Origin of the sequence: Mycobacterium sp. NPDC049093, assembly GCF_040704635.1 — a bacterium.
In the GTDB taxonomy this organism is placed as follows: Bacteria; Actinomycetota; Actinomycetes; order Mycobacteriales; family Mycobacteriaceae; genus Mycobacterium.
Map to the genome: position 1 here is coordinate 625,037 of NZ_JBEZJS010000002.1, position 12,664 is coordinate 637,700.

12 protein-coding genes are annotated in these 12,664 nt (G+C 66.6%); 10 read left to right on the top strand and 2 right to left on the bottom strand.

Annotated elements, in window-relative coordinates:
• Positions 1-2: 2 nt before the first annotated feature.
• The 4 genes from AB0876_RS08500 to AB0876_RS08515 are packed head-to-tail and all read left to right on the top strand — an operon-like array spanning position 3 to position 2,917.
• Positions 3-1,223, top strand: coding sequence for a thiolase family protein (locus tag AB0876_RS08500; protein ID WP_491839547.1), 1,221 nt, complete (start codon positions 3-5; stop codon positions 1,221-1,223).
• 5 nt (positions 1,224-1,228) lie between these two features.
• Complete coding sequence (locus tag AB0876_RS08505) at positions 1,229-1,651, top strand: Zn-ribbon domain-containing OB-fold protein (RefSeq protein ID WP_491839548.1); 423 nt, start codon at positions 1,229-1,231, stop codon at positions 1,649-1,651.
• Positions 1,652-1,695: 44 nt separating this feature from the next.
• The gene (locus AB0876_RS08510) at positions 1,696-1,974 is read left to right on the top strand and encodes a hypothetical protein (RefSeq protein ID WP_491839549.1); all 279 of its coding nucleotides are present in this window, start codon (positions 1,696-1,698) and stop codon (positions 1,972-1,974) included.
• Positions 1,975-2,026: 52 nt separating this feature from the next.
• Complete coding sequence (locus tag AB0876_RS08515; RefSeq protein WP_526041933.1) at positions 2,027-2,917, top strand: SDR family NAD(P)-dependent oxidoreductase; 891 nt, start codon at positions 2,027-2,029, stop codon at positions 2,915-2,917.
• Here AB0876_RS08515 and AB0876_RS08520 read toward each other — a convergent pair.
• Positions 2,914-3,573: an enoyl-CoA hydratase-related protein gene (locus tag AB0876_RS08520; protein WP_491839550.1), complete on the bottom strand. Its 660-nt coding sequence runs from the start codon at positions 3,571-3,573 to the stop codon at positions 2,914-2,916. The genes AB0876_RS08515 and AB0876_RS08520 overlap by 4 nt on opposite strands.
• Complete coding sequence (locus AB0876_RS08525; RefSeq protein ID WP_526041715.1) at positions 3,557-4,186, bottom strand: TetR/AcrR family transcriptional regulator; 630 nt, start codon at positions 4,184-4,186, stop codon at positions 3,557-3,559. Before AB0876_RS08525 ends, AB0876_RS08520 begins: the two co-directional genes overlap by 17 nt.
• A gap of 103 nt (positions 4,187-4,289) precedes the next feature.
• On the opposite strand from AB0876_RS08525, the gene AB0876_RS08530 reads away from it, so the two are divergent.
• The 6 genes from AB0876_RS08530 (at position 4,290) to AB0876_RS08555 (ending at position 12,644) form a co-directional block, all read left to right on the top strand.
• Positions 4,290-5,000, top strand: coding sequence for a TetR/AcrR family transcriptional regulator (locus tag AB0876_RS08530; protein WP_491839552.1), 711 nt, complete (start codon positions 4,290-4,292; stop codon positions 4,998-5,000).
• Complete coding sequence (locus AB0876_RS08535) at positions 5,000-7,597, top strand: ABC transporter ATP-binding protein/permease (protein ID WP_526041716.1); 2,598 nt, start codon at positions 5,000-5,002, stop codon at positions 7,595-7,597. The genes AB0876_RS08530 and AB0876_RS08535 overlap by 1 nt, the downstream gene beginning before the upstream one ends.
• Positions 7,594-9,330, top strand: coding sequence for an ABC transporter ATP-binding protein (locus AB0876_RS08540; protein ID WP_491839554.1), 1,737 nt, complete (start codon positions 7,594-7,596; stop codon positions 9,328-9,330). The genes AB0876_RS08535 and AB0876_RS08540 overlap by 4 nt, the downstream gene beginning before the upstream one ends.
• Positions 9,331-9,430: 100 nt before the next feature.
• Positions 9,431-10,813, top strand: a complete 1,383-nt coding sequence (locus tag AB0876_RS08545; RefSeq protein ID WP_526041717.1) for a 9-bladed beta-propeller domain-containing protein — start codon at positions 9,431-9,433, stop codon at positions 10,811-10,813.
• A 134-nt stretch (positions 10,814-10,947) separates the two neighbouring features.
• Positions 10,948-12,156 (top strand): cytochrome P450, encoded by a 1,209-nt coding sequence (locus tag AB0876_RS08550; protein ID WP_526041718.1) that lies wholly within the window; start codon positions 10,948-10,950, stop codon positions 12,154-12,156.
• A complete protein-coding gene (locus tag AB0876_RS08555; protein WP_526041719.1) occupies positions 12,153-12,644 on the top strand; it encodes a hypothetical protein in 492 nt (163 codons plus the stop codon). The genes AB0876_RS08550 and AB0876_RS08555 overlap by 4 nt, the downstream gene beginning before the upstream one ends.
• Positions 12,645-12,664 lie beyond the last annotated feature (20 nt).

The following is a 12,664-nucleotide window of genomic DNA, read 5'->3' on the forward strand; positions in this document are numbered from 1 at the left end:
GTATGAGACCGCGTAGGGGATTACAGGGCGACGCCGCGATCGTCGGCTACGTCGAGTTGCCGCCGGAACGCATGTCGAAAGCCTCGCCGGCTCCGTTCACCTTGGAGCAGTGGGCCCTGCTGGCAGCAGCGGCCCTGGAGGATGCCGGTCTGTCCGCCGAGGAGGTCGACGGCATCGTCACCTCTCATCTGGGCGAGTCGGAGATCTTCGTACCGTCTACCGTGGCCGAATACCTCGGTGTACGAGCGAACTTCGCAGAGTTGCTGGACCTCGGTGGGGCGAGCGCAGCAGGCATGGTGTGGCGGGCGGCCGCCGCAATCGAACTCGGCCTGTGCGACGTGGTGCTGTGTGCTCTGCCTGCGCGTTACATCACCCCGTCCTCCGAGTTGAAACCGAAGACGCTGACCGATGCGGTGTTCTTCGGTTCGTCCAGCAACCAGTTCGGCTCGCCGCAGGCCGAATTCGAGATTCCCTACGGCAACCTCGGTCAGAACGGGCCGTACGGGCAGGTGGCCCAACGTTATTCCCACGAGTACGGCTACGACGAGCGGGCGATGGCAAAGATCGTGGTGGATCAGCGGGTCAATGCCAACCACACCGACGGCGCCATCTGGAAAGACACCCCGCTGAGCATCGAAGACGTGCTGGCCAGCCCGGTGATCGCCGATCCACTACACATGCTCGAGATCGTGATGCCGTGCGTCGGTGGGGCCGCGGTCGTCGTGGCCAGCGCCGAGGTGGCTGCCCGTTCCCGCAACCGGCCGGTGTGGATCAAGGGTTTTGGTGAACACGTGCCCTTCAAGACCCCTACCTACGCCGAGAATCTGTTGGACACGCCGATGCGCAAGGCGGCCGATACCGCGTTCGGGATGACCGAGCTGACGCGCGACCAGATGGACATGGTGTCGATCTACGACTGCTACACGATCACGGTGCTGCTCAGCCTGGAGGACGCCGGATTCTGCGAGAAGGGCAAGGGCATGTCCTTCGTGTCCGATCATGACCTGACCTTCCGCGGAGATTTCCCGCTGAACACCGCAGGCGGCCAACTCGGTTTCGGGCAAGCAGGATTGGCTGGCGGCATGCACCACGTGTGTGACGCCACCCGCCAGATCATGGGCCGTGCCGGCGCGGCCCAGATCAGCGACTGCAATCGCGCGTTCGTGTCCGGCAACGGCGGCATCCTGTCCGAGCAAACCACTCTGATCCTGGAAGGCGACTGAAACCGATGACCGGATTCGCCCGGCCGATGCCGGTGAAAACCCCTACCAGCGCGCCGTTCTGGGATGCGCTCGCGCAGCACCGCATCGCCATCCAGTACTCGCCGTCGACGCAGGCCTACGTGTTCTACCCGCGCGTGCTGGCGCCCCGCACCCTCGCCGATGACCTTGAATGGCGCGAGATCTCGGGGATGGGCACGCTGTATTCCTTCACGGTGGCCCGCCGCCCCGTGGGCCCGCATTTCGCGGACGCAGTTCCGCAAATGCTTGCGATAGTAGAATGGGACGAGGGTCCGCGGTTCTCCACCGAACTGGTTGACGTCGCACCCGAGGATCTCTGCGTCGGAATGCGTGTCAAGCCCGTTTTCTGCGAGTACCCGGATGCCTTTGCTGGGACCGGTGTGACAATGCTGCGCTACACGCGGGCTTGATCACATCGCTTGGCAGGAGGCTCACAGGAGAGGAGTATGGAGCCATGCTAACCATACGAAAACTCATGGGGTCAGTGTTCGTAGCGGGAGCTGCGGTGGCGATTGCAGCAGGACCGACCGCCGTACTTATGACTGACGCGCCCGCGACGACGATCAGTGCTCAACCCAGCGGCGGCGGTGACGCCGGCGGTGGCGGTGGCTGCGACAGCGGCCCCGGCTGGAACGGTTGCGGTGGCTGGAACCCGGCCCAGGGTGGCTGGGGCCACGGCTGCTTGAACGGCATCTGCGGTGGCTGGGACGGCCAGCGCGGTTGGGGCAACTGACACCCCGAGGTGACCATCCCGGCATGAGACTGCCGGGATGGATCACCCTGCCATGACCACACATTGGACGCCGGGTCGTCTCGGCGACCTCACCGGTACGCGCATCATCGTGACCGGCGCGACCAACGGGGTCGGCCTCGGCACGGCCAGGGCACTGACGCGCGCAGGCGCGCACGTGATCCTCGCCGTTCGTAACACTGCGCTGGGCGCGCAGCGTGTGGCGGAGATCGGCGGATCCACCGAGGTGATCGAGCTCGACCTCGCCGATCTGTCTTCGGTACGCGCCTTTCCCGGACGCCTCGACGGCGATGTCGACATCCTGATCAACAACGCCGGCGCGCTCTCCCAGCATCGGACCGACACGGTCGACGGTTTCGAGATGACCATCGGCACCAACCTGCTCGGTCCGTTCGCGCTGACGAATCTGCTGTTCGACCGGGTCCGCAAGCAGATCGTCAACGTCGGCTCCGAAGCACACAAGTCCGCGACGTTGCACCTCGACGACATGCACCTGCGCCACCACAAGTGGACGGTGATGGGTGCCTACGGCCGGTCGAAGCTGGCCGTCATGTTGTGGGGCCTTGAACTCGACCGCCGCCTGCGGACCGCGAAGTCGCCCTTGGTCACCCAACTCACGCATCCGGGTTGGGTCGCCTCCAACCTGCCGAACGTCTCGGACAAACCGTTGATGAGCGCGGTACAGCGCGGTGTCAAGGCAGTGGCCGATGTGTTCGCCAACGACATCGACGCGGGGGCGGCGCCCACGCTGTACTGCCTGAGCGAACCGATCCCGCCCGGAAGCTATGTCGGGGTGGAAGGCCGGTTCGGGCTCCGTGGCGGACCCGTACTGATCGGACGTTCCGCGGTGGCGTGCGACTACGAAATCGCTGCGGGCGTTGTCGAATTCGCCGAGCGGGAGACCGGCACGGTCATTCCGGTCTAGCCGGCCCGGGTCAGGGCCTGGACCGCCGGACCGAACATGCCCTGCTTGATCGCGCCCAGGGTGCCGGAGTCCTTGCCGCCCAACGGCCGCAGTAGTTCGGTGGCCGTGATGGTCACCGAACCCTCGGTGGCCGTGGCGTCGACCAGGCCGTACGCCTTGGCATCGATGCCGCCGAACCGGCGGCCCGTGGTCATCGACGCGACCGCGGCCTGCGGGGTCAGCTTGGCCTGGATCAGCGCCGCCATGCCCGGGGTGAACGGGATCCGGATGTCGACCTCGGGGAAGCAGAAGAAACCGCGGTCGTCGCGCATCACCCGGAAGTCGTGGGCGATGGCGAGCATCGCGCCCGCCCCGAAGGCGTGTCCGACCACGGCCGCGGCCGTCGGGATGGGCAGTGTCAGCATGCGGGCCAACAGGCCCTGTACCCGGCCGACGTACCAATCTCCCTGATCACTGTGGGCGCCAAGCCAATCCAGATCGAGACCGTTGGAGTAGAACTTGCTGTCCGCGGTCGTCACCAGGCCGTGTGCGCCCCTGGCGAGGACCGCGTCGAGTTGTGCATCGACTTCGTCGAGGAATTCCGGGGAGAACCGGTTCTCGTCGTCGCCGAGATCGAGGATGGCGATGTCGCCGTCGTAATCAAGATTTGTGGCCATGGGATTCCTTCCTTCGGGGGTTGGGGGCGGGTCCTACCGCCAGCACGGCCGCCACGGCGGCACTGAGATGATGGCGGGAAGTCGGGTCGTCGATGCGGTTGCGGTGCAGCAGGATCGCGGTCGGTAGGTCGACGATGCAGGTCGTCACGGTGTCCACCGCGGCCCGGTCGCGCCGGTCCCACGTGGCCATCGAGAGTTCGATCATCAAGTCCACCAACTGTTTTTCCAGCTCGCGTATCTGCTCGGTCAGCTCGGCGGGGAGGTCATGGCCGAGCACCTGGTCGCGACTGACCTGCAGCAGCAGTCGTGCGGAAGCCAGGTGGCGTTCGGCGAAGATCACCGGCGCGTAGGCGGCCGCGGCGATCGCGTCGGCGCCGCGGTGCGCCGCGGTGACCAGCTCACGCTGCAGGACCAGGAATCGGCGCCCGGCCCGGAGCCAGACCTGGCCGAGAAGGCCGGCCCGTGAGCCGAACGAGTGATACAGCGCGCCGTTGGAAACGCCGACGGCATCGCTGATCGCGCGGATGGTCACCGAGGCCGGTCCCGAGTGCACGGCCAGGGCTTCGGCGGCGTCGAGCACCGAATCCGGGTCGTAGACGCGAGGGCGAGGCACGCGGCCACCATAACAGAGCAATCGCTCTGTTATGCAAGAGGCGGGTTGACGCGCACTAAGGTGACCCTTAGTTTGTGGGGGTAACTTTCCTGTGGAGGTAGTCGTGGCCGGAACCGGTGCTCCCGCGCGCGTGGGTGGGCGCCCGCCGCTGATCGCGGTGTCCGACATCGTCTCCGCCGGTCGCGAGCTCGGCATGCGCAACCTGAGCATCAATGCCGTCGCCGCTCGGCTCGGGGTCTCCGCGACCGCGTTGTACCGCCACATCAGCGGCCGCTGGGAACTTGAGCGCCTGGTCGGGGAGAGCCTGCTCGCCGAGTTGGAGTTCGTCGACGATCCGGCCCGGTCCGTCGAAGACCATCTGCTGGCATTCGGGGTCAGCCTGCACCGGTTCACCCTGGACAATCCGGGCCTGGCCACCTACATGCAGGTGCTGTTCCCGCGTGGGGAGGCCGGGGCCCAGCTGCTGACCGACGAGATCGCCGCACTGGGCAGGCGCGGCTACACGGCCGAGGGGGCAGCGCTGCTCAGCAGTTCGGTGGCCGTGCTCGCGATCGGGCTGGCCGCCCAGCACGAACTCAAGGCCGAGGCCAGCGGTGGCGACGAATTCGTCGTGGAACGCGATGCCGCCGCCCAACGACTGGCCGGTGACGCGGCGCTCGGACCGGTGCACACGGCGGGTATGCAACTCAGTGGCCCGCAGTATCTGGAACTTCTGATGAACGCGCTGATCCGGGGACTGCTGACGTCCGTGGTCCCCGGCAGGCCGATGACCGACATCGTGGCGGATCTGACCGCCCAGGGAGAGGACCGCTGATGGCACGCGGATTTCAGGGAGTGATGATGCGCGGCTTCGGTGCGCGTGATCACCAGGCGACGGTGGTCGAGACCACCTATCTGACACCGAACATGCTGCGCCTGCGCCTGGTGTCGCCGACGGTGTTCGAGGACGCCATCGCCGAGCCGACGTCGTACCTGCGTTTCTGGGTTCCGGACCCCGACGGCTCGAAGACCGAGTTCCAACGGGGCTACACCATGTCCGAAATGGATCCGGACACCGGGCATTTCGCGGTGGACGTGGTGCTGCACGAGCCGTCGGGACCGGCGTCGAAGTGGGCGCGCGCTGCGAAGCCGGGCGACACGATCCCGGTGATGGCCCTGGGCTCCACGGGATTCACCGTGCCCGAGGATCTGCCCGCCGGCTACCTGTTGATCGGTGACGCGGCGGCCATACCCGCCATCAACGGGATCATCGGTGCGCTGCCGCGCGACATCCCGATCGAGGCCTATCTCGAGCAGCACGACGAGAACGACCTGCTGATCCCGATCGCCGAGCACCCACGGCTGCAGGTGCACTGGGTCAAGCGCCACGACACGACCTCGCTGGCCGCCGCGATCGAGGCCAGGGACTGGTCGGACTGGTACTGCTGGGTGACACCGGAGGCCGGTTCGCTCAAGCACCTGCGTGCGCGGTTGAAGGATGAGTTCGGCTTCCCCAAGTCCGAACTGCACGCCCAGGCCTACTGGACCGAGGGCCGGGCCATGGGCACCGACCGCACGGAAGCCGAGCCCGGCCCTGAGGCCGAGTCCGAAACCGCTGACTCCGAAACGGTTGTGGCCGAGCCTGTAGCCGCCGCAGCCACGGCTGCGCCCGCACGTGGTACCTGGCGCGCGCAGGGTGCGGGACGGCTGCTGGCCCCACTGAAAACCCCGCTGATCGTGTCGGGCGTGCTGCAGGCGATCATCACCCTGATCCAGCTGGCGCCCTTCGTCCTGCTGGTCGAGTTGGCCCGGCTGCTGCTGTCCGGAGCCGACGAATCCCGGTTGTGGACACTGGGTTTGACCGCGGTCTGGCTGTTGGGTCTGGGCGCACTGCTGGGTGCCGGCCTGACCTTGTGGCTGCACCGGCTCGACGCGAAGTTCGCCCGTGAGTTGCGGACCCGGCTGTTGACGAAGATGGCCCGATTGCCGCTCGGCTGGTTCACCGCCCGCGGTTCGGGCTCGATCAAACAGCTGGTGCAGGACGACACCCTGTCACTGCACTACCTGGTCACCCACGCCATCCCGGATGCCGTTGCGGCGGTGGTTGCCCCGGTGGCCGTGCTGGTCTACCTGTTCACCGTCGACTGGCGCCTGGCGCTGGTGCTGTTCATCCCGGTGCTCACCTATCTGGTGCTGATGTCGGTGATGACCATCCAGTCCGGTGCCAAGATCGGCCAGGCGCAACGCTGGGCCGACCGGATGAGTGGAGAGGCCGGCGCCTACCTCGAAGGCCAGCCTGTCGTCCGGGTGTTCGGCGGCGCGGCGTCGTCGAGTTTCCGCCGCCGCCTCGACGAGTACATCGGATTCCTCGTCGGCTGGCAGCGCCCGTTCACCGGCAAGAAGTCGCTGATGGACCTCGTCACCCGGCCCGGCACGTTCCTGTGGCTGATCGCCGCCGTCGGCACCCCGATGATCATCGGCGGCTCGATGGACCCCGTCGATCTGCTGCCCTTCCTGTTGCTCGGCACCACATTCGGTGTCCGGCTGCTCGGGGTGGGCTACGGACTGGGTGGGATCCGCGGTGGCATGCTGGCCGCCCGCCGCATTCAGAACGCACTCGACGAGGCGGACCTGGCGCTGCTCGAGCACCCGGGTGAGCCGGGTTCCGCGGCCGCCGTGGTGTTCGACGGCGTGACCTTCGGGTACCGGCCGAGCGTTCCGGTGATCCAGGACGTCTCGCTGACCTTGCGTCCGGGTACTGTCACCGCGCTCGTCGGTCCCTCGGGCTCGGGCAAGTCCACCCTGGCCGCGCTGCTGGCCCGGTTCCATGACGTGGGTACGGGATCGATCCGCCTGGACGGCAAGGACATCCGGTCCTTACCGGCTGACGAGCTGTACCGCCAGGTCGGGTTCGTGCTGCAGGAGACCCAACTGGTGGCGGGTACCGTCGCCGAGAACATCGCGCTGGCCGACCCGGACGCCGACCAGACCCGGATCGAGCAGGCCGCGCGCGACGCCCAGATCCACGAGCGGATCCTGCGCCTGCCCGACGGATATCAGACGGTGCTCGGGGCATCGTCGGCACTGTCCGGCGGTGAGCGGCAACGACTCACCATCGCCAGGGCCATCCTGGCCGACACCCCGGTACTGATCCTGGACGAGGCCACGGCCTTTGCCGACCCGGAATCGGAATACCTTGTGCAGCAGGCGCTCAACCGATTGACCAAGGACCGGACCGTGCTGGTGATCGCGCACCGGTTGCACACCATCACCCACGCCGACCAGATCGTGGTGCTCGACGGCGGCCGGGTCGCCGAAACCGGCACCCATGAAGAACTGCTCGCCGCCGAGGGGCGTTACCACCAGCTCTGGCAGACCGGTCAGTCACTGCATCCCAGCGACGCCGTTACCGCAGGAGAGGCCGCACGATGATCCGCACCTTGATCGCTCTCATCCCGGCGGATCGCCGCGGCCGGGTCGGCGTCTACGCCACGCTGACCCTCGTTTCGGTGGTGATCCGCGCGGCCGGCACCGTGCTGCTGATTCCCCTTGTGGCAGCGTTGTTCAGCGATGCGCCGCGTGACGCGCTGCCGTGGCTGGGCTGGCTCACCGCCGCCACGGTCATCGGCTGGATCGTCGACACCGCAACGTCACGGCTGGGATTCGATCTGGGCTTCGCCCTGCTCGACAACACTCAACACGATGTGGCCGATCGGCTGCCCGGCATCCGGATGGACTGGCTCGGGAGCGAGAACGGGGCGAACACCGCCAACGCCCGCCAGGCCATCGCGGCGACCGGACCCGAACTCGTCGGCATGGTGGTCAACCTCCTGACGCCGTTGATCGGGGCGATTCTGCTCCCCGCAGCCATCGGCATTGCGCTGCTGTTCATTTCGGTCCCACTCGGGTTGGCCGCGCTGGCCGGTGTCGTGATCCTGCTCGGTGCGTTCTGGGCCTCGGGCCGGCTGAGCCGCAAGGCCGACACGGTGGCCGACGAGACCAACCGGGCATTCACCGAACGGATCATCGAGTTCGCCCGCACCCAGCAGGCGCTGCGCGCCGCCCGGCGGGTGGAACCGGCCCGCAGCATGGTCGGCGACGCCCTGGCCGCCCAGCACGGCGCCAGCATGCGGCTGCTGCTCATGCAGGTGCCGGGACAATTGCTGTTCAGCCTGGCCAGCCAACTGGCACTGCTGATCCTGGCCGGCATGGCCACGATGCTGACGGTGCGCGGCGCTCTCGGCGTGCCCGAGGCGATCGCGATGATCGTCGTCGCCGCGCGCTACCTCGAGCCGTTCACCTCACTGTCGGAGCTGGCCCCGGCGATCGAAACCACCCGGGCCTCGCTCGGCCGGATCCGAGCCGTGCTCGATGCCCCCGTCATGGCCACCGGCAGCGCGACGCTGGATACGAACACCGCACCCCGCATCGAATTCGAAGGCGTGAGTTTCGGTTACGGAACCACCCCGGTACTGGAGGACGTCAGCTTCGTCCTGGAGTCCGGCGGAACCACCGCGATCGTCGGTCCGTCCGGATCGGGCAAGAGCACGATCCTGTCGCTCATAGCCGGCCTGCATCATCCGAGCTCCGGCCGGGTTTTGATCGACGGAGTCGACACCGCCCAGATGGATGCCGAAACCCGTAGGGCGGCAACCAGTGTGGTGTTCCAGCATCCCTACCTGTTCGACGGATCGATCCGGGACAACATCCTGGTCGGCGACCCGGACGCCGACGCCGGGCAGCTCGCCACCGCGGCGCGGCTGGCCCGTGTGGACGAGTTGACGGCGCGGCTGCCCGACGGCGACGGCGCCAAGGTCGGTGAAGCCGGGACGGCGCTGTCGGGCGGTGAGCGTCAGCGGGTCAGCATCGCGCGCGCCCTGGTCAAGCCGGCGCCGGTACTGCTGGTCGACGAGGCGACCAGCGCGCTGGACACCGAGAACGAGGCCGCCGTGGTCGACGCCCTGACCGCGGACGAGAAGTCGCGCACCCGTGTCATCGTCGCGCACCGCCTGGCCAGCATCCGGCACGCGGACCGGGTGCTGTTCCTCGACGGCGGAAAGGTGGTCGAGGACGGCAGTATCGACGAACTGTTGGCCGCGCGAGGACGTTTTGACGAGTTCTGGAACCAGCAGCGTGAGGCCGCCGACTGGCAGATCACCCACTGACTGAACTGCGTTATCCCTGAACACAAATTGGTGTCCGGTGCGTCGTCGCACCGTTGCTAATGTCACCGGTGTCCAGGCAGACGAAATTTGGGGGTACCGCATGCGCGGGTCGGAGGCGGAATCCGGTGGGCACCGTCGAAAGTGGTGGCCGGCCACGCTCGTCAGCATCGCAGGTCTCGTCAGCGGCTGTTGGCTCCCCTTTCCGTCCGCTGTTGAACTCGATCCGGTCAGTTACCCCGGCCGGGTCGGCGTACCAGGTCAGGTGTTGTTGCCGTCGCTGCAATCGGAGCCGGTGCCAGGATGGCGGGTGGATCTCAACAAGATCCTTTCCCAACCGGTCAAGATCAACCCGGAATATATCGGCAACGACGGCAACCGCGCCTACTTCACCGTCGAGTATCTGGTCCGCACAAAGGGGCTGAGGAAGACCGCGGTGCTGGGCATCGATGTCTCGAACGGTACGACGCTCTTTCCTCCGGTGGATATCCCCGATGCCCGATCCGCCGACTGCTTTCTCAACGGCCCGCGACGGCTGGTGTGTGTCAACGATCTGTTGAGCGATGATCGCGACGACGTGTGGGTTGTCGACAGTGGCGCGGGCGCCGTCATCGCGCACGTTCCGACCGGACTTCGTCCACAACAGGAAGGCGCGCGAGCGCTTGAAGTGAAGCAGGTGGGCAACTATGCGGTCGCGTTGGAAAAGGGTGTCGGAGCGCACGGCATCGGAGACCAGGGACAACTGACGTGGTCGGTGGCGGGCGACGGTGACCTGCTGTCGACGTTCGACCAAAGCCGATTCCCGGGCGACCCGCCGACAACGGTCGCGGCGACCATGAATGCCGACGGTCCGGAGACCGTGTTCTCTGTCGTCGACGGGGCGGTGCTGGCCGAGAACGTCGACCGGCGAGTCGAACCCGTCATCGGCGGCTTCATGATGGATGAGCAGCGCGGCCGTGGTTCCCAGGTGTTCGGGTTCTACGACGAGAAGGGCACCAAGGTCGGCGAATATCGCCCACCGAAGGGGGCATCGGCTGTGCCGACCGGCGAAGGTGAGCTGCCGGTGTTGGCGATCAACCTCGACGATGCGCAACTGGTGCTCGACAATCACGGCACTCCGATGTCGGTGGTCAAGACCGAGAACGCCGTAGCGGACCGATTCATCGGCGAACACCTCTTTCTCAACCACGATCTCGGTGTCCACGGACGTGACGTGGTGTGGAAGAAGTTCGACCTGACGACTGGAGACCAGGTGTCGGCGTGTTCCGGGGTACCGCTGGGTTCGATGGACTTCGTCGGCTCCGACGGCACGGTGGTGATCGGTCGATTCGAACGTGACGGGGCATTGACGGCAGTCGACACCGATACCTGCGAGACGCTGTGGCAGATCGCCGATCCGCCCGCCATGTGGGCGGCCGGATCAACCCTTGTGCAGCTACTGCCGCAGAGCGCCGAGTTCACCGCGCTGGTACCGCCGACCAGGTGACTCCATCTGGGGTGCCACCCGCACGCCCGTCGGCGTACTAGCCGATCGGATACTTGAACCAGACCTACTGTAACTATTACAGTTGGGCGTCCCACAATGATGTCGGGGCGGGTTGGGTATTCCAGCGGGAGGCCATGTTGACGACGGCGCAGGTGGTGTTCGACCCGTTCTCGGCGGATTTCTTCAACGGCCCGTACGAGACCTATCGGCGAATGCGGGAGGAAGCCCCGGTTTATTACAGCGCCGAATACGACTTCTACGCGCTGACCCGGCACGTCGACGTAGCGGCCGCATTCAAGGACTTCGAGACGTACTCGTCGGCGTACGGCGTCGACCTCGCCATGGTCCGGACGGGACAGAAGGCGCCGGCGAAGATGATCATCTCGCTGGATCCGCCCGAGCACCGGCACATGCGCAGCCTGGTGAACAAGGTCTTCACCCCCAGGGCGATCACGGCGTTGCGGGACATGGTGTCCCAGCAGATCGATCGCTACCTCGGAGCTGTCGATCCGGCGGGATTCGATGTGGTGTCCGACTTCTCGGCGTACTTCCCGGTCGAGGTCATCACCACCATGCTCGGGGTTCCGCCGGAATCACGCCAGCAGGTGCGGCTGTGGATCGATGCCTCGCTGCACCGGGAGCCGGGCCAGATCGAGATGTCGGAATCCGGGATCGAAGCGATGGCCCAGTCCTGGCTGTTGTACTACGACCTGATCAAACAGCGCCAGGCCGAGCCGCGCGACGACATGATCAGCCGGCTGATCTCGGCCGAGATCGAGCGCGAGGACGGCGAGCTGACCCGCCTGCGCAATTCCGAAATCGCGGGATTCGCCACCCTTCTCGGCGGTGCCGGGGCCGAGACGGTGACCAAGCTGGTCGGTGCGGCCACCGTGATGTTCGCCCGTCACCCCGAACAATGGCAGCGTCTGCGCGAGGACCGCAGCAAGATACCGGCCGCGATCGAGGAACTGCTGCGGTACGAGGCTCCGGCTCAGTACAACGTTCGACGTTCGCAACGTGAGATCGACCTGCACGGTGTGACGATACCGGCGGGCAAGCCGGTGTTCCTGGTCGGCGGTTCGGCCAACCGTGATCCCGATGCCTGGACGGACCCCGACGTGTTCGACATCGACCGGGACCGTACCGAGGCCCAGAACCTCGGATTCGGATACGGGATCCACAGCTGCCTCGGTGCCGCGCTGGCGAGATTGGAATGCAGCATCGCCCTGGACAAGCTCCTGGACTTCATGCCGCGCTACGAGGTGGCGTGGGACCGCTGCGAGCGAGTGAGTATGCAGAACGTGGCGGGCTGGGCCCACGTCCCGGTGCGGGTACTGCGATGAAGGGCGAAAAAGGCGGCGGCGCAGTCGGATACCGTATGCACGTGGTGGCCCGGGACGCCGCGGAACTCGCGGCCAATGCCGGCGGCCTGATCGTCGACCGGACGATGAGCGGCTGGCGGGTGACCGTGGCACTTTCCGACAACGCGGTTGACGTTCGGCCGGTGCAGATCCTCGGTGCCGAGTTGGTCGATGACGTGACCTCACCGGGGCTTCCGGACGAGGAGCAGTGCGTGGTGGTAATGGGTGCCGACGTATACGCCCGCGCGGTTTCGGGCGACAGTCGACAGCTCCCCGCAGGGTGTGCCGAAGTGCTGGTCTGGGGTGAATCACCGGACCCGAGCCGTCGGTTCGGACACAACCTGAGCGCGGCTGCACAGGCATTCAAGACACTGGCCGTCGCCGCAGCGCATCTCGCCGTGGAAGTAGCCGTCTCTGAGGCCTTCACCTCGGTGGCTACCAAGACCGGCGACGTCATCCTGCGTGCCTAACGCCGCCGGTCAACGGCAGC

Excerpts from the sequence above, each read along its gene's own strand:
- AB0876_RS08505 (WP_491839548.1), top strand. The coding sequence starts at position 1,229 with ATGACCGGATTCGCCCGGCCGATGCCGGTGAAAACCCCTACCAGCGCG.
- AB0876_RS08500 (WP_491839547.1), top strand. The coding sequence starts at position 3 with ATGAGACCGCGTAGGGGATTACAGGGCGACGCCGCGATCGTCGGCTAC.
- AB0876_RS08510 (WP_491839549.1), top strand. The coding sequence starts at position 1,696 with ATGCTAACCATACGAAAACTCATGGGGTCAGTGTTCGTAGCGGGAGCT.
- AB0876_RS08535 (WP_526041716.1), top strand. The coding sequence starts at position 5,000 with ATGGCACGCGGATTTCAGGGAGTGATGATGCGCGGCTTCGGTGCGCGT.
- AB0876_RS08555 (WP_526041719.1), top strand. The coding sequence starts at position 12,153 with ATGAAGGGCGAAAAAGGCGGCGGCGCAGTCGGATACCGTATGCACGTG.
- AB0876_RS08550 (WP_526041718.1), top strand. The coding sequence starts at position 10,948 with ATGTTGACGACGGCGCAGGTGGTGTTCGACCCGTTCTCGGCGGATTTC.
- AB0876_RS08545 (WP_526041717.1), top strand. The coding sequence starts at position 9,431 with ATGCGCGGGTCGGAGGCGGAATCCGGTGGGCACCGTCGAAAGTGGTGG.
- AB0876_RS08515 (WP_526041933.1), top strand. The coding sequence starts at position 2,027 with ATGACCACACATTGGACGCCGGGTCGTCTCGGCGACCTCACCGGTACG.
- AB0876_RS08520 (WP_491839550.1), bottom strand. The coding sequence starts at position 3,573 with ATGGCCACAAATCTTGATTACGACGGCGACATCGCCATCCTCGATCTC.
- AB0876_RS08540 (WP_491839554.1), top strand. The coding sequence starts at position 7,594 with ATGATCCGCACCTTGATCGCTCTCATCCCGGCGGATCGCCGCGGCCGG.